At 70.7% G+C, this 26,956-nt stretch carries 26 protein-coding genes and 1 pseudogene; 17 read left to right on the top strand and 10 right to left on the bottom strand.

The window, feature by feature from the left end:
* Positions 1-100 precede the first annotated feature (100 nt).
* On the top strand, positions 101-316 hold the full coding sequence (locus ACPT94_RS41100) for a hypothetical protein (protein WP_360335154.1): 216 nt from the start codon (positions 101-103) through the stop codon (positions 314-316).
* On the opposite strand, the gene ACPT94_RS41095 is transcribed toward ACPT94_RS41100, so the two are convergent.
* Positions 306-1,493, bottom strand: a complete 1,188-nt coding sequence (locus tag ACPT94_RS41095) for a threonine aldolase family protein (RefSeq protein WP_425248072.1) — start codon at positions 1,491-1,493, stop codon at positions 306-308. The genes ACPT94_RS41100 and ACPT94_RS41095 overlap by 11 nt on opposite strands.
* A 185-nt stretch (positions 1,494-1,678) precedes the next feature.
* Between ACPT94_RS41095 and ACPT94_RS41090 the strand changes: the two genes are divergently transcribed.
* From ACPT94_RS41090 to ACPT94_RS41045, 10 genes are all read left to right on the top strand, one after another.
* Positions 1,679-2,608, top strand: coding sequence for a Rossmann-like and DUF2520 domain-containing protein (locus tag ACPT94_RS41090; RefSeq protein WP_360335158.1), 930 nt, complete (start codon positions 1,679-1,681; stop codon positions 2,606-2,608).
* Positions 2,605-3,597 carry a pantoate--beta-alanine ligase gene (panC, locus tag ACPT94_RS41085; protein WP_425248071.1) on the top strand — a complete coding sequence of 331 codons (993 nt, stop codon included), beginning with the start codon at positions 2,605-2,607 and terminating at the stop codon, positions 3,595-3,597. The genes ACPT94_RS41090 and panC overlap by 4 nt, the downstream gene beginning before the upstream one ends.
* Positions 3,594-5,309, top strand: a complete 1,716-nt coding sequence (locus ACPT94_RS41080; RefSeq protein WP_360335162.1) for an L-aspartate oxidase — start codon at positions 3,594-3,596, stop codon at positions 5,307-5,309. Before panC ends, ACPT94_RS41080 begins: the two co-directional genes overlap by 4 nt.
* 5 nt (positions 5,310-5,314) lie before the next feature.
* Positions 5,315-6,307, top strand: a complete 993-nt coding sequence (nadC, locus tag ACPT94_RS41075) for a carboxylating nicotinate-nucleotide diphosphorylase (protein WP_425248070.1) — start codon at positions 5,315-5,317, stop codon at positions 6,305-6,307.
* Between the two features lie 15 nt (positions 6,308-6,322).
* Positions 6,323-7,120, top strand: coding sequence for a type III pantothenate kinase (locus ACPT94_RS41070; RefSeq protein WP_360335166.1), 798 nt, complete (start codon positions 6,323-6,325; stop codon positions 7,118-7,120).
* Positions 7,121-7,753: 633 nt separating this feature from the next.
* The gene (locus ACPT94_RS41065) at positions 7,754-8,449 is read left to right on the top strand and encodes a hypothetical protein (RefSeq protein ID WP_425248073.1); all 696 of its coding nucleotides are present in this window, start codon (positions 7,754-7,756) and stop codon (positions 8,447-8,449) included.
* Positions 8,450-8,525: 76 nt separating this feature from the next.
* The gene (locus ACPT94_RS41060) at positions 8,526-8,702 is read left to right on the top strand and encodes a hypothetical protein (protein ID WP_360335168.1); all 177 of its coding nucleotides are present in this window, start codon (positions 8,526-8,528) and stop codon (positions 8,700-8,702) included.
* Between the two features lie 142 nt (positions 8,703-8,844).
* Positions 8,845-9,267 (top strand): BlaI/MecI/CopY family transcriptional regulator, encoded by a 423-nt coding sequence (locus tag ACPT94_RS41055; protein WP_360335170.1) that lies wholly within the window; start codon positions 8,845-8,847, stop codon positions 9,265-9,267.
* 9 nt (positions 9,268-9,276) lie between these two features.
* Positions 9,277-9,810 (top strand): amino-acid N-acetyltransferase, encoded by a 534-nt coding sequence (locus ACPT94_RS41050; protein WP_360335172.1) that lies wholly within the window; start codon positions 9,277-9,279, stop codon positions 9,808-9,810.
* 226 nt (positions 9,811-10,036) lie between these two features.
* Positions 10,037-10,372 carry a histone-like nucleoid-structuring protein Lsr2 gene (locus tag ACPT94_RS41045; RefSeq protein WP_360335174.1) on the top strand — a complete coding sequence of 112 codons (336 nt, stop codon included), beginning with the start codon at positions 10,037-10,039 and terminating at the stop codon, positions 10,370-10,372.
* Here ACPT94_RS41045 and ACPT94_RS41040 read toward each other — a convergent pair.
* Positions 10,351-10,914: an SCO3374 family protein gene (locus ACPT94_RS41040; protein WP_360335176.1), complete on the bottom strand. Its 564-nt coding sequence runs from the start codon at positions 10,912-10,914 to the stop codon at positions 10,351-10,353. The genes ACPT94_RS41045 and ACPT94_RS41040 overlap by 22 nt on opposite strands.
* Before the next feature lie 429 nt (positions 10,915-11,343).
* Here ACPT94_RS41040 and ACPT94_RS41035 point away from each other — a divergent pair, with 429 nt between their 5' ends.
* Positions 11,344-13,869 carry an ATP-dependent Clp protease ATP-binding subunit gene (locus ACPT94_RS41035; RefSeq protein WP_425248069.1) on the top strand — a complete coding sequence of 842 codons (2,526 nt, stop codon included), beginning with the start codon at positions 11,344-11,346 and terminating at the stop codon, positions 13,867-13,869.
* A 94-nt stretch (positions 13,870-13,963) separates the two neighbouring features.
* Here ACPT94_RS41035 and ACPT94_RS41030 read toward each other — a convergent pair whose 3' ends face one another.
* Entirely contained in the window at positions 13,964-14,611 is a 648-nt protein-coding gene (locus ACPT94_RS41030; RefSeq protein ID WP_360335180.1) for an HAD family acid phosphatase, read from the bottom strand.
* Between the two features lie 518 nt (positions 14,612-15,129).
* Here ACPT94_RS41030 and ACPT94_RS41025 point away from each other — a divergent pair.
* Entirely contained in the window at positions 15,130-15,723 is a 594-nt protein-coding gene (locus ACPT94_RS41025; RefSeq protein ID WP_360335182.1) for a M23 family metallopeptidase, read from the top strand.
* Positions 15,724-15,739: 16 nt separating this feature from the next.
* On the opposite strand, the gene ACPT94_RS41020 is transcribed toward ACPT94_RS41025, so the two are convergent.
* The gene (locus ACPT94_RS41020) at positions 15,740-16,330 is read right to left on the bottom strand and encodes a TetR/AcrR family transcriptional regulator (RefSeq protein ID WP_360335184.1); all 591 of its coding nucleotides are present in this window, start codon (positions 16,328-16,330) and stop codon (positions 15,740-15,742) included.
* 184 nt (positions 16,331-16,514) lie between these two features.
* Between ACPT94_RS41020 and ACPT94_RS41015 the strand changes: the two genes are divergently transcribed.
* The 3 genes and pseudogenes from ACPT94_RS41015 to ACPT94_RS41005 all read left to right on the top strand — a co-directional run bounded on the left by ACPT94_RS41015 (position 16,515) and on the right by ACPT94_RS41005 (position 19,164).
* A complete protein-coding gene (locus ACPT94_RS41015; protein WP_360335186.1) occupies positions 16,515-18,110 on the top strand; it encodes an MDR family MFS transporter in 1,596 nt (531 codons plus the stop codon).
* Between the two features lie 129 nt (positions 18,111-18,239).
* Positions 18,240-18,692 (top strand): annotated as a pseudogene (locus tag ACPT94_RS41010) (helix-turn-helix transcriptional regulator); the annotation flags it as partial.
* A 37-nt stretch (positions 18,693-18,729) separates the two neighbouring features.
* A complete protein-coding gene (locus ACPT94_RS41005; protein WP_360335188.1) occupies positions 18,730-19,164 on the top strand; it encodes a VOC family protein in 435 nt (144 codons plus the stop codon).
* Between the two features lie 372 nt (positions 19,165-19,536).
* On the opposite strand, the gene cseC is transcribed toward ACPT94_RS41005, so the two are convergent.
* The 5 genes from cseC to ACPT94_RS40980 form a co-directional block, all read right to left on the bottom strand.
* Positions 19,537-20,880, bottom strand: coding sequence for a two-component system sensor histidine kinase CseC (cseC, locus tag ACPT94_RS41000; RefSeq protein ID WP_360335190.1), 1,344 nt, complete (start codon positions 20,878-20,880; stop codon positions 19,537-19,539).
* A 12-nt stretch (positions 20,881-20,892) separates the two neighbouring features.
* Positions 20,893-21,594, bottom strand: a complete 702-nt coding sequence (gene cseB / locus ACPT94_RS40995; RefSeq protein ID WP_360335192.1) for a two-component system response regulator CseB — start codon at positions 21,592-21,594, stop codon at positions 20,893-20,895.
* Between the two features lie 223 nt (positions 21,595-21,817).
* On the bottom strand, positions 21,818-22,480 hold the full coding sequence (locus ACPT94_RS40990) for a hypothetical protein (protein ID WP_360335194.1): 663 nt from the start codon (positions 22,478-22,480) through the stop codon (positions 21,818-21,820).
* Positions 22,465-23,007 carry a SigE family RNA polymerase sigma factor gene (locus ACPT94_RS40985; protein ID WP_360335196.1) on the bottom strand — a complete coding sequence of 181 codons (543 nt, stop codon included), beginning with the start codon at positions 23,005-23,007 and terminating at the stop codon, positions 22,465-22,467. The genes ACPT94_RS40990 and ACPT94_RS40985 overlap by 16 nt, the downstream gene beginning before the upstream one ends.
* A 334-nt stretch (positions 23,008-23,341) precedes the next feature.
* Positions 23,342-24,385, bottom strand: a complete 1,044-nt coding sequence (locus ACPT94_RS40980) for an HhH-GPD family protein (protein ID WP_425248068.1) — start codon at positions 24,383-24,385, stop codon at positions 23,342-23,344.
* Positions 24,386-24,699: 314 nt separating this feature from the next.
* Here ACPT94_RS40980 and ACPT94_RS40975 point away from each other — a divergent pair, with 314 nt between their 5' ends.
* Positions 24,700-25,539 carry a hypothetical protein gene (locus ACPT94_RS40975; protein ID WP_360335200.1) on the top strand — a complete coding sequence of 280 codons (840 nt, stop codon included), beginning with the start codon at positions 24,700-24,702 and terminating at the stop codon, positions 25,537-25,539.
* 286 nt (positions 25,540-25,825) lie between these two features.
* On the opposite strand, the gene ACPT94_RS40970 is transcribed toward ACPT94_RS40975, so the two are convergent.
* On the bottom strand, positions 25,826-26,917 hold the full coding sequence (locus ACPT94_RS40970; protein WP_360352423.1) for an IS630 family transposase: 1,092 nt from the start codon (positions 26,915-26,917) through the stop codon (positions 25,826-25,828).
* Between the last annotated feature and the right edge of the window lie 39 nt (positions 26,918-26,956).

The raw sequence follows: 26,956 nt of genomic DNA, 5'->3' as shown, positions 1-26,956 counted from the left end.
GACGCGACACGGCGCACCGGCCGGGCGCAGCCTGGGGTCGCCGGGGCAACCGCGGAGCCTTCCGGATCCCTTTTCCCACGTCTTCGAAGAGGAACCGGCCATGAGCATCACCCAGCAGTACGCCCTCGACGCCTACCGAGCCCGGCGGCACGGCGAGTCCGCCCCGCCGGCGCCCGGCGCCCACGACTGGCAGGTGATCCGCGAACTGCGCGACCGCCACCAGTTCCACGCGGTCCTCGCGGGCCGCCCGGCCCGCGGACGGATCCGGCGGGCCCTGGGCCGGTTGCCCGACCCGCGTCCGCGGTCTAACCGCTGACCTCCGCCGTCACGCCGTTCACCCGTACGACGAAGTCGGCGACCGCCGCCTTCACGTCGCCCGCCGTCCACTCCAGACCGTCGGCGCGTACGGTGACCTCGGTGACGCCGAGGTCCGGCCCGCGCCGGTCCCAGGGAACGCCGAAGAGCAGCGTCCCCGTCTCCTCGGCCTGCCGCACCGCCGCCTCGTCGAGCACGTCCGTGTCGTACGGCAGCCAGACCTGGAACTCGTGGGTGTGCGGCTCCCCGGGGTGCACGCGCGCCCACGGCACGCCCGCCTCGGCGAAGCCCTCGCGCAGCGCGCCGGCCACCACGCGCGCGTGGGCGACGTACCGCGGCAGCCGGGGCAGCTCCCGCTCCAGGCCGACGAGGGCCGACAGGGCGGTGGGGAACTGCTGGAAGACCATGCCGCCGTAGCGGTGCCGCCAGGTTTTCGCCTCCTCCACCAGCGTCTTCGGGCCGGCGAGTGCGGCGCCGCCGAAGCCGTCGAGGGACTTGTAGAACGAGACGTAGACGCTGTCGGCCAGGCCCGCTATCTCGTCCAGGGGGCGGCCGAAGTGGACGGTGGACTCCCACAGGCGCGCGCCGTCGAAGTGCACCACCGCGTCGCGCTCGCGCGCCGCCTCCACGACCTCCGTGAGCTCCTCCCAGGAGGGCAGCAGGAAACCGGCGTCCCTGAGGGGCAGCTCCAGCATCAGCGCCCCGAAGGGCTCGGCGACGTCGCGCACCTCGTCGGCCGTCGGCGGCCGGGCTTCGCTGGTCAGGTGGACCGGGCGCAAGCCGCTGACCAGGCTGAACGCGTCCCGTTCGTGCACCTCGGGGTGGGCCAGCGCGTGCAGTGCGACGGTGGGACTGCCGGTGCGGCCCGCCCAGCAGCGCAGGGCGACCTGCTGGGCCATCGTGCCTGTCGGGAAGAACGCGGCGGACTCCGTGCCCAGCAGCGCGGCGACGCGCTCCTCCAGGGCCGCGACGACCCGGTTGCCGTACATGTCCCCGGGTTCATCCAGGTCGTACACCTGCGGTGCCGCGTCCTGGAGCAGTGCCAGTTGTTCGCGGAGGGTCCTGCGGAAGCCCGCGCGCGACAGGACGCGCCGCGCCGTCCGGTGGGCGGCCCACCGCCGCTCCCGCAACCGCTCCCGCGCCGACTGTTCCGTGCTCTGTTCCGCCGTGTCCGTCATGCTCCGGATCATGCCGTGGCCCCCGCGCGCGGGGCACGCCCATTTCCCGCGGCCAGAACTCCGCCCGCCGTCCCCCGGAAACCCACAGCCTGTGGACAACGGGACGTCCCGCGAACCGATCGCGTTAACATGACGAGAAATCGTCCGGTACCCAGAGCGGACTGGAACGGGAAGGCCGCCGTCGCGTGAGTACAGTCCAACAGCCAGACCCCAGGGACCGCCCCGCGCGGCTCACCGTCGGCGTCGTCGGCGCCGGCCGCGTGGGCCCCGCGCTCGCCGCGTCCCTGCAGCTCGCCGGACACCGTCCGGTCGCCGTCTCCGGCGTCTCCGACGCCTCCCGGCGGCGGGCCGCGCTGATGCTGCCCGACGTGCCGCTCGTGCCGCCCGCCGAGGTCCTCCAGCGCGCCGACCTGGTCCTGCTCACCGTCCCCGACGACGCCCTGCCCGGACTAGTCGAAGGCCTCGCCGAGACCGGCGCCGTACGCCCCGGCCAGCTGCTCGTGCACACCTCCGGGCGGTACGGCACGCGCGTCCTGGACCCCGCCCTGCGCGCGGGCGCGCTGCCGCTGGCCCTGCACCCGGCGATGACCTTCACCGGCACCCCCGTGGACGTCCAGCGCCTGGCCGGCTGCTCCTTCGGCGTCACCGCGCCCGAGGAGCTGCGGCTGGCCGCCGAGGCCCTCGTCATCGAAATGGGCGGCGAACCGGAGTGGATCGCCGAGGAGAACCGGCCGCTCTACCACGCGGCCCTCGCCCTGGGCGCCAACCACCTGGTCACGCTGGTCGCCCAGTCCATGGAGCTGCTGCGCGCGGCCGGCGTCGAGGCCCCCGACCGGATGCTGGGCCCGCTGCTCGGCGCCGCTCTCGACAACGCGCTGCGCTCCGGCGACGCGGCCCTCACCGGCCCCGTCGCGCGCGGGGACGCCGGCACGGTCGCCGCGCACGTCACCGAACTGCGCAAGCACGCGCCGCAGACCGTGGGCGGCTATCTGGCGATGGCGCGGGCGACCGCCGACCGCGCGCTCGCCCACGGACTGCTCAAGCCGGAGCTCGCCGAGGACCTCCTCGGGGTACTCGCCAACGGGACCGACGGCGCCGAGGGAGATGCCGGATGACCACGACCCTGCTGCGCACCGCCGACGAACTGCACGCACGCGCGCGTGCGGGCCGCCGGGCCGTCGTGATGACGATGGGCGCCCTGCACGAGGGCCACGCCACCCTGATCCGCACGGCCCGCGAGATCGCCGGACCGGACGGCGAAGTCGTCGTCACGGTCTTCGTCAACCCGCTGCAGTTCGGCAAGGGCGAGGACCTCGACCGCTACCCGCGCACCCTGGACGCCGACGTCAAGATCGCCGAACAGGCCGGCGCGGACGCGGTGTTCGCCCCATCCGTGGACGAGGTCTACCCGGGCGGCGAGCCCCAGGTCCGCATCAGCGCGGGCCCCATGGGGGAGCGCCTGGAGGGCGCCTCGCGCCCCGGCCACTTCGACGGCATGCTCACCGTCGTCGCCAAGCTGCTGCACCTCACCCGGCCGGACGCGGCCCTGTTCGGGCAGAAGGACGCCCAGCAGCTCGCCCTGATCCGCCGCATGGTGCGGGACCTGAACTTCGGCCTCGAGATCGTCGCCGTACCGACCGTGCGCGAGGACGACGGACTGGCCCTGTCCAGCCGCAACCGCTACCTCTCCCCGGCCGAGCGGCGCACCGCGCTCGCGCTCTCCCAGGCGCTGTTCGCGGGCCGCGACCGGCACGCCGCGCAGGAGGCGCTGCGGGCACGCGCGCGTGAGGTGCCCGCCACGCACGCGCGTGCCGAGGCGCTCAGCGCCATAGGCGAGTCCCGCGCGGCCGCCGACGCGCACGCCGTCGCCAAGGCCGTCCCCGGCGCCGCCGCGGCCGTCCGCGCCGCCGCCCGCCTCGTCCTCGACGAGGCCGCCCGGCTGAACCCGCCGCTGGAGCTGGACTACCTGGCGCTCGTCGACCCGTCCGACTTCACCGAGATCGGGGACGAGTTCACCGGCGAGGCCGTCCTCGCGGTCGCCGCCCGGGTCGGGACGACCCGGCTGATCGACAACCTTCCCCTCACCTTCGGAGCCGCCTCGTGACCAGCACAGGCATACGACTGCACGCGCCCGCGCCCGGGTGGTCCATCTCCGCGGACGTCGTGGTCGTCGGCTCCGGAGTCGCCGGCCTGACCGCCGCCCTGCGCTGCGAGGCCGCGGGCCTGACGACGGTCGTCGTCACCAAGGCCCGCCTGGACGACGGCTCCACCCGCTGGGCGCAGGGCGGCATCGCCGCGGCCCTCGGCGAGGGCGACACGCCGGAACAGCACCTGGACGACACGCTGGTCGCCGGCGCGGGCCTGTGCGACGAGGACGCCGTGCGCATCCTCGTCACCGAGGGCCCCGACGCCGTACGGCGCCTCATCGAGACCGGCGCCCACTTCGACGAGTCCTCCGAAGGAGGGCTGGAACTCACCCGCGAGGGCGGCCACCACCGCCGCCGCATCGCGCACGCCGGCGGCGACGCGACCGGCGCGGAGATCTCCCGCGCGCTCGTCGAGGCCGTACGCGCGCGTGGAGTGCGCACGATCGAGAACGCGCTCGTCCTGGACCTCCTCACCGACGCCGACGGCCGCACCGCAGGCGTGACCCTGCACGTCATGGGCGAGGGCCAGCACGACGGCGTGGGCGCCGTGCACGCCCCCGCGGTCGTCCTCGCGACCGGCGGCATGGGCCAAGTCTTCTCCGCCACCACCAACCCGTCCGTGTCCACGGGCGACGGCGTGGCCCTCGCCCTGCGCGCCGGCGCGGAGGTCAGCGACCTCGAATTCGTCCAGTTCCACCCGACGGTGCTGTTCCTCGGCCCCGACGCGGAGGGCCAGCAGCCCCTCGTCTCCGAGGCGGTGCGCGGGGAGGGTGCCCACCTGGTCGACGCCGACGGCGTGCGCTTCATGCTCGGGCAGCACGAGCTGGCCGAACTCGCCCCCCGCGACATCGTCGCCAAGGGCATCATGCGCCGCATGCAGGAGCAGGACGCCGAGCACATGTTCCTCGACGCCCGCCACTTCGGCGCCGAGATGTGGGAGCACCGCTTCCCGACGATCCTCGCCGCCTGCCGCGCCAACGGCATCGACCCGGTCACCGAGCCCGTCCCGGTCGCTCCGGCCGCCCACTACGCCTCCGGAGGCGTGCGCACCGACTCCCACGGCCGCACCACCGTCCCCGGCCTGTACGCGTGCGGCGAGGTCGCGTGCACCGGCGTGCACGGCGCGAACCGGCTCGCCTCCAACTCCCTCCTGGAGGGCCTCGTCTACGCCGAGCGCATCGCCGCCGACATCGCGGCGAGCGGGGCGGACGACGGCCTCCACGCGCGTGTGCCCGCACCGGTCGATCACCCCGAGAGGCCCGCGCACCCGCTCCTCACGCCCGAGGCCCGCTTCGCTATCCAGCGGATCATGACGGAGGGCGCCGGCGTCCTGCGCTCCGCCGACTCCCTGGAGAAGGCCGCGGACCAGCTCCAGCGGCTGCACACCGAGGCCCGCGACGCCCTCGACGAGAACGGCAAGACCGCCGAGCCCGGCGTCGACACCTGGGAGGCCACCAACCTCCTGTGCGTGGCCCGGGTCCTGGTCGCCGCCGCGCGGCTGCGGCAGGAGACCCGCGGCTGCCACTGGCGCGAGGACCACGCCGACCGCGACGACACCGACTGGCGCCGTCACATCGTCGTACGGCTGAATGCGGACCGGACGCTCGCCGTACACACCACCGATACCGCAGACTTCCCCCCGACCCGGCAGCACCAGCAGGAGCAGTGACACAAGTGAGCACCCCCGAGGACCTTCCCCTCGTCCAGAGCGGCGGCTGCGGCGACGGCTGTGCCTGTGGCGCCGACGCCGGCATCGACGGCGACGAGGAATACCTGGAGTGCGGGCTCGACCCCGCGCTCGCCCAGCTCCTGGCCGACGCCGGGCTCGACCCGATCGAGGTCGAGGACATCGCCAACGTCGCCATCCAGGAGGACCTGGACCACGGCGTGGACGTGACCACGGTCGCGACCATCCCCGAGGAGGCCGTGGCCACCGCCGACTTCACCGCGCGCGAGGCCGGCGTGGTGGCGGGCCTCAGGGTCGCCGAGGCGGTGATCTCGGTCGTCTGCACGGACGAGTTCGAGGTCGAGCGGCACGTCGAGGACGGCGACCGAGTGGAAGCCGGCCAGAAGCTGCTGTCGGTCACCACGCGCACGCGTGACCTCCTCACCGCCGAGCGCAGCGCCCTCAACCTGCTGTGCCGCCTGTCGGGCATCGCCACCGCCACGCGCGCGTGGGCGGACGTCCTGGAGGGCTCCAAGACACGCGTGCGTGACACCCGCAAGACCACGCCGGGGCTGCGCTCGCTGGAGAAGTTCGCCGTCCGCTGCGGCGGAGGCGTCAACCACCGCATGTCGCTCTCCGACGCGGCCCTGGTCAAGGACAACCACGTGGTCGCCGCCGGCGGCGTCGCCCAGGCCTTCCAGGCCGTACGGGAGGCCTTCCCGGACGTGCCGATCGAGGTCGAGGTCGACACCCTGCACCAGCTGCGCGAGGTCGTGGACGCCGGCGCCGACCTGATCCTGCTGGACAACTTCACGCCGGGCGAGTGCGCGGAGGCCGTCGGCATCGTCGGCGGGCGCGCGCTGCTGGAGGCGTCGGGCCGGCTCACCCTGGACAACGCCAAGGCGTACGCCGACACCGGCGTCGACTTCCTGGCCGTCGGCGCCCTGACCCACTCCTCGCCGATCCTCGACATCGGCCTGGACCTGCGAGCGGCGGAGTAGGAGCGGGAACCGGCCATGCTGCTGACGATCGACGTGGGGAACACGCACACCGTGCTCGGCCTGTTCGACGGTGAGGACATCGTCGAGCACTGGCGGATCTCGACGGACGCCCGCCGTACGGCCGACGAGCTCGCGGTCCTCCTCCAGGGCCTGATGGGCATGCACCCGCTCCTCGGGGTGGAGCTGGGCGACGGCATCGACGGCATCGCGATCTGCGCGACCGTCCCGTCGGTGCTGCACGAACTGCGCGAGGTGACCCGCCGCTACTACGGCGACGTGCCCGCGGTGCTCGTCGAACCCGGCGTGAAGACGGGCGTGCCGATCCTCTTCGACAACCCCAAGGAGGTCGGCGCCGACCGCATCATCAACGCGGTCGCCGCCAACGAGCTCTACGGCGGCCCCGCGATCGTCGTCGACTTCGGCACGGCGACGACGTTCGACGCGATCAGCGCGCGCGGGGAGTACGTCGGCGGTGTCATCGCCCCCGGCATCGAGATCTCCGTCGAGGCCCTCGGCGTCAAGGCCGCGCAACTGCGCAAGATCGAGGTGGCCCGCCCCCGCAGCGTGATCGGCAAGAACACGGTCGAGGCGATGCAGGCCGGCATCGTCTACGGCTTCGCGGGCCAGGTCGACGGCGTCGTGAGCCGGATGGCGCGGGAGCTCGCGGACGACCCGGACGACGTGACGGTGATCGCGACGGGCGGCCTGGCGCCGATGGTGCTGGGCGAGTCCTCGGTGATCGACGAGCACGAGCCGTGGCTGACCCTGATCGGCCTGCGACTGGTCTACGAGCGAAACGTGTCGCGCACGTGAGCGGGTGGCGCGGGCCGGCACAGCTCCACGCACGCGTGCCCGCGCAAGCCCTGCACAGGCAAGACCGCCGGACCTCCCGCGAGTACGCGCAGGGGCCGGCGCGGGCAGGCCACAGGAGCCCCGGCGGCAGGTCGCGCAAGCCCGCGCGTGCCTGAGACGCACAACCCCAGCGTGCCTGAGGTGCGCAAGCCCGCGCCTGCCTGAGGCGCGCAAGCCCGCGCCTGCCCGAGGCGCGCAAGCCCGCGCGGGTGAAGCGCAGAACCCCGCGTGCCTGAGACGCACAACCTCGCGCGCGTGCCCGAGACGCACAACCCCGCGTGTCCGAGGTGCGCAAGCCAGCGCGGGTGAAGCGCACACCCCCAGGTGCCTGAGGCGCGCAAGCCCGCGCGTGCCCGAGGCGCACAAGCCCCGCATGCCCGAGGTGCACAACCCCGCGCGTGCCTGAGACGACAACCCCGCGTGCGCGCCCGAGGCGCACAACCCCCGCGCGCCCGAGGTGCCCGACCTCGCGTGGGTGAGCCGGTGCAGGCCAGTGGGTGGAATCGGGCGCGCCACAGTCGCCCCTTATGTCGAATTTGTCTGATTAGCGCGTATCGTCGCCGCATGCCCACGCCATACGGATCCCGCGGCGGCATGGTGTTCGGCGCGGAGGAGCTGCGTGTGCTCCGCCGCGCCCTCGCCCTCGCCCTTCACCCCGGTCCCGCCTCGGCCGAGGACGTCCAGGACTGCCACCGCCTCGCCGAGTCCCTCGACGAGGCGGTGCGCGAGGCCGCCCGGCTGCGGGCCTTCCTGGTGGCCGACCTCGCCCGGTACCGCGCCGCCCTCCCCGGCACCGCAGCCGGCTACCTCACGCTCCTGGAGGAGGTGCTGGGCGCCGGCCACCTCCCCGGCCCCGACGACCTCGCCGCTCTGCGCGCCCTGCGCGGCAATCCGACGGCCGCAGCCCTCCTGGACCGCTGCCAGGTTCTCGCCGAACAGGACGTACGCGCCCGCCTGGCGCGCCGTACGGCGCACCGGGACGCCCCGGCGGTGGCTGTGGTGCCGGCGTCCCGTACGCGCCTCCTGGCCCTGCCTGGAGGCCTCTCCGGCGCTGTCGGCGGGGAGGCCGGCGGTCAGGTCGCCGTGGCGACCGAGGGGCCGACGGAGGAACCGAAGAAGAAACCCGCCGAGAAGCCGGCCGCACCCCGTCCCGGTCCCGGGCCCGTCCCCGCGAAGCCCTCGGAGCCCCAGCCCGCGCGCCGACCCATCCCCACGCCGGGTGAGGTCTTCCCGCGCCGCAAGCCGAGCCCGCCGCCCGCCAACCCCGGCCAGCGGCTCGCGGTCGGCTGAGAGAGCGCCACCAGGGCGTCCTCCGGCATACCGACCCCGCCCCTATGTCCCCTTCCGCCCTGGCTACTCTGGATCCATGGACTATGTCTCCGCGCTCGTGCCGCCGGTCGTCATGGCCGTGTTCTTCATCGGCGTGATCAGGGTGATCGTCAAGACCCAGGGCGGGGCCAACAAGGCCAAGGAGGACGCGGCCGTCGACGCGGCCCTCGCGCGCGCGGACGCCCGCCCGGCCTCCCCGAAGACCGACGCCTGATCCCAGGCACGCGCTCCAGGGCGTACGGCTCCCGCAGTCCGGGAGCCGTACGCCCCTTTTGTTCGCGTTTGTAGAGAAAAGTGCCGGTTCGGCACGCCATTGGTGGGATCTACCACTATTGTTCTGAGGTGTGCCTCGCCCATTGGGAGAACTCGAAGACGCGGTCATGACGCGGGTGTGGAAGTGGAACCGCCCGGTGACCGTTCGAGAAGTCCTGGAAGACCTTCAGCGGGAACGGTCCATCGCGTACACCACGGTGATGACCGTTTTGGACAATCTCCATCAGAAGGGCTGGGTGCGCCGTGAGGCGGAAGGCCGGGCCTATCGATATGAGGCCGTCTCCACCCGGGCCGCCTACGCCGCCGCCCTGATGAACGACGCCTGGGCGCAGAGCGACAACCCCGCCGCCGCTCTCGTCGCGTTCTTCGGGATGATGAGCGACGAACAGCGACAGGCCCTCCGTGACGCGGTACGCATCGTCCAAGGTCCGGAAACATCGGAACCCGCACAAGCGGGGAGTCCCGGCGAGAACCCCGGCTCGGCAACGGAGACCGGCGGGCGATAGCGTCCGCACATGTCAGCACAGAGCCCCGAAGTCAGCGCTAAAGCCATCACCGTCCGCCGGGCCCGGACCAGCGATGTCCCCGCCGTGCGCCGTCTCCTTGACGCGTACGTCCGCGGGGGCATCCTGCTCGACAAAGCGACGGTGACGCTTTACGAGGACATCCAGGAGTTCTGGGTCGCCGAACGCGACGACAACGCCGAGGTGGTCGGCTGCGGCGCCCTGCACGTGATGTGGGAAGACCTCGCGGAAGTGCGCACTCTCGCGGTGAAGCCGGGGCTGAAGGGCGCCGGCGTCGGTCACCAGTTGTTGGAGAAGTTGCTGCACACCGCGCGCTGGCTCGGCGTTCGACGTGTTTTCTGCCTGACCTTCGAAGTGGACTTCTTCGGCAAGCACGGCTTCGTGGAGATCGGCGAGACGCCGGTCGACACCGATGTCTACGCGGAGCTCCTTCGTTCCTATGACGAGGGCGTCGCGGAGTTCCTCGGACTCGAACGAGTGAAACCGAACACCTTGGGCAACAGCCGGATGCTTCTGCATCTGTGATCGCCGAGTCCATTCCGGACCGATCGGCCTTGTCCGAGTGCCCTATGTCCGAAACGCGTACGTTTCCGGGCGCAGGCCCGGCCACAGGTCTCTCCCGAGGGTTTGTGTTTTTCCAGCGAAAGCGGTTTGCTTTCCGACGTACTGCAGTACTGCATATAACAGGGGGCGGTGAAACGGCGGACGCCGCCGACCCCCGGCCCTCACGTTATCGATGAAAGGAAATCCGGTGGCACAGAAGGTTCAGGTCCTTCTTGTCGACGACCTCGACGGCGGCGAGGCGGACGAGACCGTGACGTTCGCGCTGGACGGCAAGACCTACGAGATCGATCTCACGACGGCCAATGCGGACAAGCTGCGCGGCCTTCTCGACCCTTATGTGAAGGGCGGTCGTCGTACCGGAGGCCGTGCTTCGGGCGGACGCGGAAAGGCGCGCGCCGCTACCGGTGGCAGCCAGGACACCGCGCAGATCCGCGCGTGGGCGAAGGAGAACGGTTACGAGGTCAATGACCGTGGCCGTGTTCCCGCGTCCATTCGCGAGGCCTACGAGAAGGCCAACGCCTGAGCGCACGAGCGCCGCAGCCGGACACGGTGACAGTGCGTCGCCAGCGTGTCCACCAGCCGCACCAGATCGGGGGCGCCCCCACCGCCCCCCAAGGCCGACACCGTCGGCAGCGAGGCCTCGACCTCGCGCCCGGCCATGGGGGGCCGCACCCACACGGCGGCCCCCTGTACACCCCCTGAGGGCTCCGGGCCCGGAGGCAAGGGCGCCTCGATGACGCCGCCCGCCCCGATCGCGGTCAGGTCCAGCGGCAGCGCCCCCCACTCCAGCCACCGCAGGATCCCCGGCAACTCCTCCGCGCTGCCCGCGGCCACCAGCAGCCGCATCCGGTCACCCCGCACGGCCACCGGAGAGCCCGGCGCCAGGCGCCGCAGCGCCGCGTGACCCGCCTCGGCCGGCACGTCCAGGACGTCGAAGCGCACGCCCGCCAAAAGTCGTACCGGCTCGCCGGGCACCGTCGCCCACCCCAGTTCGTTCTCGTACCAGCCGCGGACCCGGTCGTCCGGGCCGAGCGGCCGACGGGGAAGGGGGACTGAGCCAACCATGCCGAGTGCAACGGTCCGAAGAGGCGAGAGTTACGCTGGGTGTTCACATGGACGCGCAGAGTTCCGGAAAAGGGGGCGTGTGGGCGTACGCGGGGGCGCAAGGTTGTTCGCCCGTAGCTGAGGGAACCGGTGCGCGCGGCATGGAGTGTCAGTCCCAGCGGGTAAGACATCCCTAGTGGGAGGGGGCGACACGCAGGAAAGGGCGTCTCACGTTCGCCATCGGCGTACTGATGGTGAGGGTAACCACCTGGCCTGCGGGAACATCGTCTCGCACCATCGGGTTGGAGCAGATGTCGGCAGTCGGGGTCAGGAGGCCAAGGACGGTGTCGGCAGTTGGAATGAGCGGTCCCCGCTTGCGGGACTAAGCTGCGGAAGGACAGGGAGGGGAAGTTCCCCCCACTGCCTGACCGCTCTGAGGAGCGATTAACGATGTTCGAGAGGTTCACCGACCGCGCGCGGCGGGTTGTCGTCCTGGCTCAGGAAGAAGCCCGGATGCTCAACCACAACTACATCGGCACCGAGCACATCCTCCTGGGCCTGATCCACGAGGGTGAGGGTGTCGCCGCCAAGGCCCTTGAGAGCCTCGGGATTTCGCTCGAGGCGGTCCGCCAGCAGGTGGAGGAGATCATCGGCCAGGGCCAGCAGGCTCCCTCGGGCCACATCCCCTTCACACCCCGTGCCAAGAAGGTCCTGGAGCTGTCGCTCCGCGAGGCCCTTCAGCTGGGCCACAACTACATCGGCACGGAGCACATCCTGCTCGGCCTGATCCGTGAGGGCGAGGGCGTCGCCGCCCAGGTCCTGGTCAAGCTGGGCGCAGATCTCAACCGGGTGCGGCAGCAGGTCATCCAGCTGCTCTCCGGTTACCAGGGCAAGGAGACCGCCACCGCCGGCGGGCCTGCCGAGGGCACCCCCTCGACGTCCCTGGTCCTCGACCAGTTCGGCCGGAACCTCACCCAGGCCGCTCGTGAGTCCAAGCTCGACCCGGTCATCGGGCGCGAGAAGGAGATCGAGCGGGTCATGCAGGTGCTGTCCCGCCGTACGAAGAACAACCCGGTCCTGATCGGTGAGCCCGGCGTCGGCAAGACCGCCGTCGTCGAGGGTCTCGCTCAGGCCATCGTCAAGGGCGAGGTGCCCGAGACCCTCAAGGACAAGCACCTCTACACCCTGGACCTCGGCGCGCTGGTCGCCGGCTCCCGCTACCGCGGTGACTTCGAGGAGCGCCTGAAGAAGGTGCTCAAGGAGATCCGCACCCGCGGCGACATCATCCTGTTCATCGACGAGCTCCACACGCTGGTCGGTGCGGGTGCCGCCGAGGGCGCCATCGACGCGGCGAGCATCCTCAAGCCGATGCTGGCCCGTGGTGAGCTGCAGACCATCGGTGCGACCACGCTGGACGAGTACCGCAAGCACCTGGAGAAGGACGCGGCCCTGGAGCGCCGTTTCCAGCCCATCCAGGTCGCGGAGCCGTCCCTGCCGCACACGATCGAGATCCTCAAGGGCCTGCGTGACCGGTACGAGGCGCACCACCGCGTCTCCATCACCGACGAGGCGCTGGTCCAGGCCGCCACCCTGGCCGACCGGTACATCTCGGACCGCTTCCTGCCGGACAAGGCGATCGACCTGATCGACGAGGCCGGTTCCCGGATGCGTATCCGCCGGATGACCGCTCCGCCGGACCTGCGCGAGTTCGACGAGAAGATCGCCGGCGTCCGCCGCGACAAGGAGTCCGCGATCGACTCGCAGGACTTCGAGAAGGCCGCCTCCCTGCGCGACAAGGAGAAGCAGCTCCTGGCCGCCAAGGCCAAGCGGGAGAAGGAGTGGAAGGCCGGCGACATGGACGTCGTCGCCGAGGTCGACGGCGAGCTGATCGCCGAGGTCCTCGCCACGGCCACCGGCATCCCGGTCTTCAAGCTGACCGAGGAGGAGTCCAGCCGCCTGCTCCGCATGGAGGAGGAGCTGCACAAGCGGGTCATCGGCCAGAACGACGCCGTCAAGGCGCTGTCGAAGGCGATCCGCCGTACGCGTGCCGGTCTGAAGGACCCGAAGCGTCCGGGTGGTTCGTTCATCTTCGCCGGCCCGTCCGGTGTCGGTAAGACCGAGCTGTCCAAGGCGCTCGCCGAGTTCCTCTTCGGTGACGAGGACGCGCTGATCTCCCTCGACATGTCGGAGTTCAGCGAGAAGCACACGGTGTCGCGTCTCTTCGGTTCGCCCCCCGGCTACGTGGGCTACGAAGAGGGCGGCCAGCTGACCGAGAAGGTCCGCCGCAAGCCGTTCTCCGTCGTCCTCTTCGACGAGGTGGAGAAGGCCCACCCGGACATCTTCAACTCGCTGCTGCAGATCCTGGAGGACGGTCGCCTGACCGACTCCCAGGGCCGGGTCGTGGACTTCAAGAACACGGTCATCATCATGACGACCAACCTCGGCACCCGGGACATCTCCAAGGGCTTCAACCTCGGCTTCGCGGCCGCGGGTGACACGAAGTCCAACTACGAGCGCATGAAGAACAAGGTCTCGGACGAGCTCAAGCAGCACTTCCGGCCCGAGTTCCTCAACCGCGTCGACGACGTGGTCGTCTTCCCGCAGCTGACGCAGGAGGACATCCTGCGGATCGTCGACCTGATGATCAGCAAGGTGGACGAGCGCCTGAAGGACCGGGACATGGGCATCGAGCTCTCCCAGTCCGCCAAGGAGCTGCTGTCCAAGAAGGGTTACGACCCGGTGCTGGGTGCGCGTCCGCTGCGTCGCACCATCCAGCGCGAGATCGAGGACACGCTCTCGGAGAAGATCCTCTTCGGCGAGCTGCGCCCCGGTCACATCGTGGTCGTGGACACCGAGGGCGAGGGCGAGACCAAGACCTTCACCTTCCGCGGTGAGGAGAAGTCGGCGCTGCCCGACGTCCCGCCGATCGAGCAGGCGGCCGGCGGTGCCGGGCCGAACCTGAGCAAGGAGGCGTGATCCTCCGCGGGTTCGCCTGAGGAGACCTCGTGGAAAGGGGCCGGTGCTCTTTTGAGCACCGGCCCCTTTCGCATGCCTGCGGAGCGCTCTCGCGTTACGACAACTGCCCGTCGTAGTCCGGCAGTTTGAACGTCTTCTCGGCGTGGCCGCCCGACAGGTCGGTGGCGCTGTTGCCGATGTTCGCGATGATCGTGTAGCCCTTGTTCTCGATGTCGGCGCGCTGGGCGGTCTTGTAGGCGGCGACATCCTTGAAGAGGTCGAGGAAGCCGCGTACGTAGAGGCCGGAGACCTTGTAGCCGACGTACTTGAGGTTGTAGTCGGTCACCCCGGCGATGATGCCCGGGCGGGCGGTGACGAAGAACAGTGAAACGCCGTGGTCCTGGGCGTACTTGGCGACGTCGAGGACCGGCTTGTTGGCGGGCTGCGGGTAGCTGAAGCCGAAGTCGGTCTCCAGCGTGGTGTTGTCGATGTCGAGGACGAGCGCCTGCTTCTCGCCCGGCTTCGTGGCGGCGATGCGCTGCTTCAGGTAGGGCAGAGCCTGGCTCATCACGGCCTGGCAGTCCGCCTGCCAGGTGTCGTAGTCGACGTCCTCCGCGGCAGCGGTGGTGGTGGCCGTGGCGACGGTGGACGTGCTGGTGGCCGTCGCGGCCTGGGCGCCTGCCGGGACGGCCATCGCGGTGACGGCGGCCGTGGCGACGGCGGTCATGGTGATGCGGCGCGTCCAGGTGCCTCTCGGGGTCATGGTGTGGGGGTCCTCTCGCGTCCATGGCGCTGCGGGTGTCGTGGGCATGCTCATCGGTGGGGATGGCCTGAGGGGAACCAGCGGGTTACTGGACGGTAGCCGGGCATGAGAGGCCGATCACACCCTCGTGCAGTTGATCGTGACGCGGGTCACAACTCGCGGAAGAGGAAAGGGAGTAGCCCCCGTCACATTCCGAAGTCCGTTCTGGCGGGCGGTCGGTGACATGCCGCACAGGCGATTTGTCCGTTACTAGCCGGAATAGTGGAGACTGCGATTCGGGCAAAAGGGACGTAAGTCGCGGAAGCGTTCAGGTGTGGGACGTCAACTGCATGAATAAGGGGGAATGGCGCTGAAAGAGCGGACTGTCAAGATGTGGTCCGTTTTGGGCTGAGGTACTAGTTTCCGTCGTAGATCACACGTTTGGGGCAATGCGGACCCGGGGGTTACCAAGGGATGGCCATCCGGCAGACGTCCGTACGTCGGGTGGTTTTCTCTGCCCCCAGCCCCATGAGGTTTCGATGTTCCAGCGCGTCACGTCCCGTTCTTCCCGTACGTCCCTGCTCCGCACCCGCGTGGCCGTCGGGGCCGCCACTCTCGGCGCCTCGGTCGTGCTGGGGAGCGGGGTGGCGTCCGCCGCCCAGCCCGCCGCCCAGCCGGTAGCCGCCAAGCCCGCCATGAAGACGGCCGCGGCCACCTCCTGGGTCAAGCCGGTCGCCCACTACACGAAGTCCGCCAGCTTCGCCCAGGCCGGCGGTATGTGGCAGCACACCCACAGCGGGCAGGACTTCGCCGTGCCCAGCGGCACCAAGGTCGTGGCCGCGCACGGCGGCACCGTGGTCAAGGCCGGCGGCAACGGCGCCGGCGACGGTCCGGCCTACGGCAACGCGATCGTCATTCGGCACGGCAACGGCACGTACTCCCAGTACGCCCACCTGTCGGAGGTCGACGTGAGGATAGGCCAGATCGTCAAGACCGGTCAGCGCATCGCCCTGTCCGGCAACACCGGCAACTCCAGCGGCCCGCACCTGCACTTCGAGATCCGTACGACCGCGAACTACGGCTCGGCGATCGACCCGGTGAAGTTCCTGCGGGGCAAGGGTCTGACCGTCTGAGCACGCGGACCCGCTGTCAGGGCTTGCCCTGATGGGCCTGGGTGACCAGATCGACGGCGACCTCGAGGACGGCTGCACGCTTGTCCTCGGGGTCGCCTTCGAGGTCCTGCAGGAAGTGCATGCCGGCGTGCAGCGTGAAGATGGCGCTGACGCAGCGGACCTGGTCGGTGAGGGGGGCGTCCGGGTCGATGATGATGTCGCGCAGACCGCGCATCCGGTCCTTGAAGGAATCGCCGATCTGCAGCTCCCGCACCGTCGCCTGGTTCTCCTGCATGAAGCGGAAGAGCGGGGCGGCCTCGGTGAGCGCCTGGCTGTAGCGCCGTACGATCTCGCGCTTGGTCTCCAGGGTGTGCGGCTGTTCCCCGCCCCACTCGATCAGGTCTTCGATCGGCTTCGTCAGATCCGCGAAGATGCTGACGATGATCTCTTCCTTGGTCTTGAAGTGGTAGTACAGGGCCGCCTTCGTGACCTCCAGGCGCTCCGCGATCTCGCGGAGTGATGTCTTCTCGTAGCCCTGCTCGGCGAAGAGTTCGAGTGCGACGTCCTGGATGCGCTGGCGGGTGTTGCCGCGACGCTGCTGCTTGGTGCCGTCCATGGTGGCGTCCATCCTCGTACTTCCTCGCGCTCCCGCGAAAACGCGCCCGCCGTTCGGTCCGTTCGGTAAGAAAAACTTACTTGCCGCCCGGCTAGAACTTACTTGACGCCCGGCTAGTTAGGGGTCTAATTTTTCCAGTGTACTGAACTAGCCGGGCGGCAAGTAAGTAGGCGGCTGCCCTGGGGGAGTGGGAACGATGGCGGACACACCAGCAGTTGAGACGGGCGCCGGCGGCAAGCCGGACGGGCGTGAACCCAAGAGCGTGCGGGTCGTCATGCTCGCGCTGATGATCACGATGATGCTCGCGATGCTCGACAACATGATCGTGGGCACGGCGATGCCGACGATCGTGGGTGAGCTCGGGGGCCTGGAGCACCTGTCGTGGGTGGTGACGTCGTACACCCTCGCGACCGCCGCCTCCACCCCGATCTGGGGCAAGCTCGGCGATATGTACGGGCGCAAGGGCGCCTTCCTGAGCTCGATCGTGATCTTCCTGATCGGATCGGCGCTGAGCGGTATGGCCCAGGACATGAGCCAGCTGATCGCCTTCCGCGCCGTACAGGGCCTGGGCGCGGGCGGTCTGATGGTCGGCGTCATGGCGATCATCGGCGACCTGGTTCCGCCGCGTGAGCGCGGCAAGTACCAGGGCATGATGGCCGGCGTGATGGCGATCGCCATGATCGGCGGCCCGCTCGTCGGCGGCGGCATCACCGACCACTGGGGCTGGCGCTGGGCCTTCTACATCAACCTGCCGCTCGGTGTGGTGGCCCTCGGCCTCATCACCGCCGTACTGCACCTGCCGAGGAAGCGGTCCGCCGCGCGCATCGACTACCTGGGCGCCGCCCTGCTGACCGTCGGCATCACCTCCATCGTGCTCGTCACCACCTGGGGCGGCACGGAGTACGCCTGGGGCTCCGCGCGGATCATGGAACTGATCGGTATCGGCGTCGCCGCGCTCGTCGGGTTCGTGTTCTGGCAGACCCGGGCCGCCGAGCCGATCGTCCCGCTGCACATCTTCCGCAGCCGCAACTTCACCCTGATGTCGGTCATCGGCTTCGTCACCGGCTTCGTGATGTTCGGCGCGACCCTCTTCCTGCCGCTGTACCAGCAGTCCGTGCAGGGCGCGTCCGCGACCAACTCCGGGCTGCTGCTCCTGCCGATGCTCGGCGCGATGCTCGTGACCTCGATGGTCGCGGGCCGGATCACCACCAGCAGCGGCCGCTACAAGATCTTCCCGATCGTCGGCGGCGTCCTGATGATCGTCGGGCTGTACCTGCTGTCGACGATGGACACCGGGACCTCCCGGTTCACGTCCGGTGTGTTCATGGCCGTCCTCGGCCTCGGCATGGGCTGCCTGATGCAGATCACCATGCTGGTCGCGCAGAACAGCGTCGAGATGAAGGACATGGGCGTCGCGTCCTCGTCGACCACCCTGTTCCGGACGCTCGGCTCCTCCTTCGGCGTCGCGATCATGGGCGCGCTGTTCAACAGCCGGGTCCAGGACGTCATGTCCGAGCGGGCCGGCGCGCTGGGCTCGAAGGTCACCGAGCAGTCCGCGCAGCTGGACGCGGCCAGCCTCGCCAAGCTTCCGGTGGCGGCACGAGAGGCGTACCAGTACGCCGTGTCCGACGGCACGCACGCGGCGTTCGTCCTCGGAGCCGCGGTGGCCGTGGTCGTCCTGGTGGCGTCCGTCTTCGTCAAGGAGGTCCCGCTGCGGGGAGCCGGGCCGAAGCCGGAGGGGCCGACGGACGAGACCGACGCGCCGAAGGCGCAGGTGGTGGAGGCCGTCTGACCTGGCGGTGAGGAGGGCCGCCGCCCCCGGTGAGGGCGGCGGCACCCTGGAGTGCGAGTCAAGGCCCCCGGCGGTGTCCGCCCCGGGGGCCTTGTCAGTGGCCCGTGCCACCATCGGCCCATGGACAAGATGCGGCAGTTGCGGCTCGCCAAGGACGCCATGGACCGCGACTGGTCCGACCCGGAGCTCGACCTGGACGCCGTGGCCGCCCACGCCGGCTACTCCCGCTACCACTTCGTCCGCGCCTTCAAGGAGGCCTACGGCGAGACACCCGGCCAGTACCTGACCCACCGCCGTATCGAACGGGCCGAGGAGATGCTCCGCAGCGCCGACCTGTCGGTGACGGAGATCTGCCACCTCGTCGGCTTCAGCAGCCTCGGCACCTTCTCCACCCGCTTCAAGGCGCGCACCGGGCTCACACCCAGCGAGTACCGGGCCGAGCACGTCGGCCGCGGCGCCGCGCTCATCCCCGGGTGCTACGCCATGCTGTGGGCCGGCGGTTTCCCCAGCGCAACTTTGAAGAAGCGCCCCGAACCGGGTCCCGCCTACGGTGACGAACAGGAACCGAACCGGACGGAACCGAGTCCGTCCCACCCGACCCCGACGGGAGAGCAGAGCCATGATCAAGGGCCTGGGCATCACCAGCGTGTGGACCTTCGACCAGCAGCGCACCAAGGCCTTCTTCACCGAGAAGCTGGACTTCGAGGTGCGTACCGAGCTCGCCATGGGTGACATGCGCTGGGTCACCGTGGGTGCCAAGGACCAGCCGGACGTCGAGCTGGCCCTGATGAGCCTGGACGGCCCGGGCCTCGACCCCGAGTCCGCCGAGGCGCTGAAGAAGCTGGTCAGCAAGGGCGTCCTCGGCGCCGGGGCCTTCCGCACGGACGACTGCCGCGGAGACTACGAGACCTTCAGGGCGCGCGGCGTGGAGTTCGTCCAGGAGCCGCAGGAACGCCCGTACGGCATCGAGGCGATCTTCCGTGACGACAACGGCAACTGGTACTCGCTGACCGAGCGCAGTGAGGAGCTCGACTTCTCCAAGGACTTCGGCTGAGCCGCCTCCCCGCAACCGTCAAGACAGCACCGGCACCCAACACAACCGCCAAGACAGCACCCCACCCATGCGCAGCACCCCCGCCGTCCAGGCAGCACCTGAACCGCCCCGGAGCACCCGAGCCGCCCGGACAGCACCTCAGCCGCCCCGGAGCACCCGAGCCGCCCTGGGCAGCACCCGAGCCGCCCGGACAGCACCTCAGCCGCCCCGGAGCGCCCGAGCCGCTCTGGGCAGCACCCGCCCCGTCAGGGGACTCCCCACCCCGTCAGGGCACTCCCTGCCCCGTCAGGGCCCTCACGGCACTTTCCCGCGCCCGTCTGTGCGCTCCCCGGCCCGTCAGGGCATCCCCCGAATCAGGGCACTCCCCGCCCGTCAGGGCAGCATCGGATAGCTCCCCGTGTTCGTCGGCGCGTGTTCCGGCAGCCACAGGACGGCGACGGCGCCCTCGGCGGGGATGTGCTCCGGCGCCCCGGCCGGCTGTACGTTGCGGAAGGTCAGTCGGGCGCCCAGGACGCGGGCCTGGCCCGCGGCGATGGTCAGACCGAGCCCGTGGCCGTGGCCGGCGCGGTCGCTGCTGCCGGTGCGGAAGCGGCTCGGGCCCTCGGCGAGCAGGTTCTCGGGGAAGCCGGGGCCGTGGTCGCGCACCCGGATGACCCGGCCCTCGACGGTGACCTGGATCGGCGGTTTGCCGTGCCGGGCGGCGTTGGCGAGCAGGTTGAACAGCACGCGCTCCAGGCGCCGGGGGTCGGTGGTGACCATCGACTCGTGCACCACACGGACCTCGACCTCCGGGTCCTTGGCCGCCACGCGCCGGGTGACGAACTCGCCCAGCAGGATGTCCTGCAGCTCGGCGCGCTCCGAGGCGCCGTCGAGGCGGGCCACCTCCAGGACGTCCTCGACGAGGGTGCGCATGGCCTTCGCCCGGTCCAGGACCAGCTCCGTGGGCCGGCCGGGGGGCAGCAGTTCGGCGGCGGTCAGCAGTCCCGTCACGGGCGTGCGCAGCTCGTGCGCGATGTCGGCGGTGACCCTGCGCTCGGCCTCCAGACGCTGCTGCAACGCGTCCGCCATGGCGTCGACCGCGCTCGCCAGGTCGTCGGTCTCGTCCCGGACGACCCCGCCGATCGCGTCCCGCACCCGCACGTCCGGCTCGCCCTTGGCGACCTGGTTCGCGGCGGCCGCCGCCTTGCGCAGCCGACGTGACAGCTGCCCGCCGATGAGCACGCCGAGCGCGCTGCCGCCGAGGACGACCGCGATGGAACCGATCACCAGGGCCTGGTCGAGGTCGTTGAGGATGTCCGTGCTGCGGTCGGTGAAGCCGGTGTGCAGGGAGAGCACATGCCCGTCCTTGACGGGTACGGCCGCCCAGATGTCCGGCACCCCGCCCGCGTGGTCGGAGACGAACGTCGCCCGGCGGCCCTCCTCGACCTTCTCCCGCAGCGCCCCCGGCAGATCCGGGTCGTCGATCTTGATGTTGGGGAAGTTCGGCCGCCCGGACACCTCGTAGTTGCGCTGGGCGATCCGGACGCGCTCGTCCGCGAGGTCGCGCGCGTTGTCCAGCATGGACACGCGGGCCGCGTTGTGCACCACCAGGCTGAGCACGATCGCCACCAGAGCGCCGACCAGCGCGATGGCCGCGCTCAGCTTCCACCGCAGGCCGGTGCGGATGCCCGCGCGCTCCACGCGGGCCGGAACCAGGTGCCGAAACATCCCCCGCATACCCCTGTCCGCTCAGGCCTTCAGCTTGTAACCGAAACCGCGGACCGTCTCGATGCGGTCCTGGCCGATCTTGGTCCGCAGCCGCTGCACATGGACGTCGACGACGCGGGTGTCACCGCCCCAGCCGTAGTCCCACACGCGCTCCAGCAGTTTGTCCCGCGACAGGACCGTGCCCGGCGCGGAGGAGAACTCCAGCAGCAGACGCATCTCGGTCGGGGTGAGGGCCACCGGCTGACCGGCCTTGCGCACCTCCATGCCCTCGGTGTCGATCTCCAGGTCGCCGAAGGCCAGCACACCGCCCGTGGCGGTGGCGCCCGGTTCGGTCCGGTCGCCGCCGCCCGCGTGGCCGAAGCGGCGCAGGACGGCGCGGATCCGGGCGACCAGGACGGCGCCGTCGAACGGCTTGGTCACATAGTCGTCGGCGCCCGCCTCCAGACCGAGCACGACGTCGATGGAGTCGGCGCGCGCGGAGAGCATGATCACCGGCACGGTCGACTCGTCACGGATGCGGCGGCACAGGCTCACCCCGTCCAGGCCGGGCACCATGACGTCCAGCAACGCGATGTCGGGGCGGTCGGCCCGGAACGCCTCCAGGCCGGACAGGCCGTCGGGCATCGCGGTGACCACGAAGCCGTCCCGCTCCAGGGCGAGCTGGGTGGCCTCGCGGATGACATCGTCGTCCTCGACGAACAGGACGTGGGTCTGGTCTGCCATCCCGGTGCTCTCAGTCCTCGTGGGTGATCGGTCGTACGACCATCGGGCGTAAGTGTGTCGGTCGTGACTCTGTCAGGCGCAAGTCTGTCGGTGGTCTGTCGGTTCGCTGTCAGGGTGTCCCTAGATGGGACGTCCGGAGCGCGCGGTGCGTTCACTCGTTCATCGGTCCGGGCGGCCCGAACGGTTCACGCGACGGCGGATTTTTTTTCCGAGCGCGGTCCGGTCAACCGCTGTCGGGCACCGGCGTGGCGTCCTCGCCGACGACACCGCTGTAGTCGTTGTGCCAGCTGTACTCCTTGACGAACCGGCCCGCGGCCCAGCGGTACGTGATCACGTTCTCGCCGGAGGGGCTGGAGACCGGGTCGCCCTTCTCGTACACCTGCTTGGTCACCACCAGGTCGCCGCGGTCGATCTCCGCGTAGATCGGGGGCTCCTCGGCCCGGAAGACGTTCTCGTACCGGCCGTCCTCCCGCCGGTAGACGTACGAGCCGATGCCGACCGAGTCGCCGCAGGTCAGCACGTTCACCACGAGGTCGCTGTCGGAGCCGCCGGTGAGGTCGCCGTAGGACACGTCGACCGGGTACTCGTCGCCGGCGCACGGCTTCAGCTCGCGCTTGACCTCCGTGGAGACCGCCGGGTCGTTCTTGACGATCCGGACCGCGTCCACGCGCTCGGGGGTGTGGGCGGGGGCGGCCGACGGCGTGGCCGTGGCGCCGCCCGCGAGCGCGTCGGGGTGCGCCGGACCCTCGTCACGGGCACCGGTGCCGCCGGTGGCGCACGAGGAGACGAAAAGGCCGACGGCGGCGAGCACGGCCGCCGCCGTGATCACCGCCTGGAAGCTCCCTCGGACCAGTGTGGGTCCAGCCTCGGTCAGGCCGCCGCGCAACGCTCCCGCTCCTCACGCTCCAGCGCGCGTGCGTCCAGATCGCGGGCCTCCAGCTCCTCGCGGAGCCGGGCGAGCGCCCGGTGCAGCGTGCTCTTGACCGTTCCGGCCGACATGCCGAGGGCCGCGGCCGTCTCCTCCGTGGACATCTGCTCCCAGTGTCGCAGCACCACGACACTGCGCTGCTTGGGAGCGAGGACCTTCATCGCGTCCATCAGCAGGGCACGGTCCGCGTGCTGCTCGGTGGAGTCGTCCACGGAGGCGTCCGGGAGCTGCTCGGTGGGCACCTCCTCCAGCTTGCGGGCCCGCCACCACTCGGTCCGCGTGTTGATCATGACGCGGCGCAGGTACGCGTCGGCCAGCCGCTTGTCCGCGATTCCCTCCCAGCGGCCGTACGTCCGCGCCAGCGCCGTCTGGAGCAGGTCCTGTGCGTCGACCGGGTCCGGCACCAGCCGGCGGGCGCTGCGCAGCAGCGCGTCCTGCCGGGTGCGGACGTACTCCTCGAACTCGAGCACCTCGCTCTGCGCCATGATCAACCGCCTCCGTGTCCCCGTCCGGCGGATGGTGGTCCGCCGGTTTCCTGCTTCTGGTCTGTGGCCCTCGTGCCCTTGCCGGGCACGCAAACGAAGCTACGGAGGTGTTGTCACGGCACTGTCCGAGAGAGCCTGCGGCTAGCACTCGGCTGTCCGTCGGTTGTGTAACAGCCAGGAGTTCGGGGTAGAGGCGTGAGCCGTATCGCTCGTGTATGGGGCGTTATGTCCGTCGGGCGGGTGTGACAAAAGCTCGGAGGAGGCTGTGAGACAAGCCGTTCGCCTGTGAAGTGACGATGCGTCAGCAGCCGTCAGCGGCCTCCTGGCCGAGATGTCAGGTCAGGGGCAGGCGGTACAGGCCGCCCGGCAGCGGCTCCACCAGACCGTCCGCGACGAGACCGTCCAGGGCACGCGCGCGTTGCACCGGCTCGTGCCACACCCGGTCCAGGGCCGCCTGAGGCACGGGCGCGTGCGCGTCCCTGAGGACGGCGAGCAGCTTGCCGCGCACCTGCCGGTCCGTACCGGCGTACGTCTGGCCCCGGCGCGGCGGACCGTCGTGCTCGGGTTTGCCCGCGAGCCGCCAGGCGCACCGGTCGGCGATCGGACAGCGCTGGCAGGTCTCGTTCTTGGCCGTGCACACGAGCGCGCCGAGCTCCATGGAGGCGGCGGCCCAGCGCGCGGCGGTCCGCTCGTCGTCCGGCAGCAGGGCGCGGGCCAGTCTGCGCTCGGCGGCCGTGGTGGCGTTCGGCGGGTACTGCACGCCGGTCACCGCGCGCGCGAAGACCCGGCGGACGTTGGTGTCCAGGACGGCGTGCCGCTGGCCGTAGGCGAAGGAGGCGACGGCGGCGGCCGTGTACTCGCCGATGCCGGGCAGCGCCAGCAGCTGCGCGTGGCCCGTCGGTACGTCCCCGCCGTGCCGTTCCGTTATGGCCACCGCGGCGCCGTGCAGCCGCAGGGCGCGGCGCGGATAGCCGAGCCGGCCCCACGCGCGTACGGCCTCGCCGGGAGGTTCCGCGGCCAGGTCGGCGGGGCGCGGCCAGCGGGCGAGCCACTGCTCGTAAACCGGCAGCACGCGGTTGACCGGCGTCTGCTGGAGCATGAACTCGCTGACCATCACGCCCCACGCGCCGGCCTCGGGGCGGCGCCAGGGCAGGTCACGGGCGTGGCTGTCGAACCAGTCGATGACGGGGGAGTGCAGATGGGCGCCGGAGACCGTGCCGGCGAGGGGGCCGTCGGTGGTTCCGTCGGTGGTTCCGGCAGTGGTTCGGTCGGTGGTTCCGGAGGTGGTGTCGGGGAGCTGCTCTCCGAGGAGGGCGCTGGGGACGGCGTCGGCGTGGGCGGCGGGGCTGCTGTGCGGGGGCTTCGTGGGCGCAGTCATGGCTCTTCCGATCCTGCCATGCGCACCGGCGCACGCGCGTGTACCGCCGCCCGGCGGCGTGGGGCCTCAGGGCGACCTGGTGTGCACGGTGCGTAGTTATGGCCAGAGGTGCAAGCAGCGCGAACGCGAAAGGCCGCCGCGGTCACGGACCGTGGGCGACGGCCCCTGTGTCGTCACGTCCTGCGACCGTCCGCTGCGGCGAGGGAGCAAGTCGGCCGCAGGGCCGCCGTGTCCGGGATGATGATCCGGAAAAGTTGTGGTCGTGGCGGCGGGTGGGGCCAGGGAACGGGGCGATCTCTCGTACAGTTTGCGCCGTGGGATCTCTGCGCAATCCGGTCGGGCCGCTTCCCTCCTCCATCTACTGGCGACGGAGGGTTGTACTGCTGTCCGTGGTCGCCCTGTTGGCGCTGCTGATCACCTGGATCGTCACCTCGGGCGGGGGCGGCGGCAAGAACGGCGCGGACGGGGGCAACGGCAAGAACCCCGCGTCCTCCATCACTCCGGGGCCGTCCGGGTCCGGGCCCGCGATCAGTGAAAACCCGGGCGGGCGCGACGAGTCGGGCGACGAGGACTCCGGCGGGTCCGGTGCGGGCTCGGACACGGGATCGGGCGACGGCTCCGGAACCGGTGGCACCGGCGGCGCGGACAGCGGGGGCGGTACGGCGGGCTCCGGCGGCTCCGACGACGGTGTCAACGGCGACGCTGCCGGCGGAGGCGGGAACCCCACGACTCTGCCGGCGGGGACCACGCTGCCCAACTGCACCGCCGGCGTGGTCACGTTGAGCCTGCGCAGTGTCCGCAACACGTACTCGCCGGACCAGACGCCCACCTTCCAGCTGACGGCGAAGAACTCCTCCGGGAGCGACTGCAAGGTCGATCTCGGGCCCAAGACCGCGGTGTTGACGATCACTCAGGCCGGCGCCGAGAACGACTACTGGTCGTCCGCCGACTGCCCCAAGGTCACCGGGAGTCTGCTGTACCGGGTGCCGGCCGACGGCAGCTTCACGTACACCCTGAAGTGGGACCGGAAGCCGAGCGCGCCGGAGTGCGCGACGCCTCCGGCGGGAACCGCCGGGGCCGGGACGTACCTGGTGGAGGCGAAGGCGCCGGGGTTCGCGAAGGCGCAGACGTCGTTCGTGCTGGAAGCCGACTGAGGCGGCGGGCGTTCACTGACGCCCGCGTCTGCCGGTACTGACGCCCGTGCCCCCTGCCGAAAGGTGGATGGCAGCCCCGCGTTGACTGGGTGCCGCCTGCGCCCCACCTCTAGGGCGTGTTTCGAAAGTCCCGTCTGCCCGGCGACGCCTGGCACGCACGCTCGCCGCGTTGTCGGGCTCGCCCCGATACAACCAGTATCGGGGCGACCCTCCGCCTTGCGATCGCACGCACCAGACGCCGCCGGGCCTGCCCTTCGGGCAGACGACGCTACTTTCGGAACACGCCCTAGTCTTCTGAGTCGGGAATTCTGTTCAGATAACTGGCGAGGCGTTCGAGGATTTCGTCCGCGGTCTTCGTCCAGACGTAGGGCTTGGGATCGGTGTTCCACATGGCGATCCAGCTGCGGATGTCCTTCTCCAGCGCGTGGACGGTCTTGTGGACGCCTCGTCGTATCTGCTTGTTGGTCAGCTCCGCGAACCACCGCTCGACCAGGTTCAGCCATGACGAGCCGGTGGGTGTGAAGTGCAGGTGGAAGCGGGGGTGGGCCAGGAGCCAGGTCTTGATGGCCGGGGTCTTGTGGGTGGCGTAGTTGTCCAGCACGAGGTGCACGTCCAGGCCCTGCGGTATCTCTCGGTCCAGCTTGATGAGGAACTTCTTGAACTCCTCGGCCCGGTGCCGGCGGTGGAGGGAGCCGATGACTTTCCCCGTGGCCACCTCCAGGGCCGCGAACAGCGTCGTGGTTCCCGCCCGCACGTAGTCGTGAGTGACCCGTTGGGGAACACCCGGCATCATCGGCAGCACCGGCTGGGAGCGGTCCAGTGCCTGGATCTGCGACTTCTCGTCCACGCAGAACACCAGGGCCCGCTCGGGCGGGTCCAGATACAGGCCGACGACGTCGTGGACCTTGTCGACGAAGTACGGGTCGGTCGACAGCTTGAACGTCTCCGAGCGGTGTGGCTGCAGGCCGAAGGCTCGCCAGATCCGCGAGACGGTCGACTGCGACATGCCCAACTCCTTGGCCATCGCCCTCGTCGACCAGTGCGTGGCGTTCTTCGGCGTGCTCTCCAGCGTTTTGGTGACCACCGCGGCGACCTGTTCGTCGGTCACCGTCCTGGGCCCGCCCGAGCGCGGCATGTCGCCCAGGCCCGCGATCCGGTGCTCGACGAACCGCGCCCGCCACCTGCCCACCGCATGCGGTGTCGAGCCGAGTTGCGCTGCCACGTCCTTGTTGGACGCGCCGGTAGAGCAGGCCAGGATGATCCGGCAGCGCAGAGCCCACGCCTGCGGCGTGGAACGGCGCCGCACCCATCCCTCCAGCGCAGCCCGTTCCTCATCCGACAGGATCAACTCGGCCTTCGGCCGCCCAGTACGCGCCACCCCACAACCCTACACATCTGAACAGAATTCCTGACTCAG

The sequence above is a fragment of the Streptomyces aurantiaciflavus genome (assembly GCF_049808595.1).
Lineage (GTDB): Bacteria > Actinomycetota > Actinomycetes > Streptomycetales > Streptomycetaceae > Streptomyces.
The sequence above is the reverse complement of the archived record's forward strand: the minus strand, read 5'-3'. Positions and strand labels throughout refer to the sequence as shown.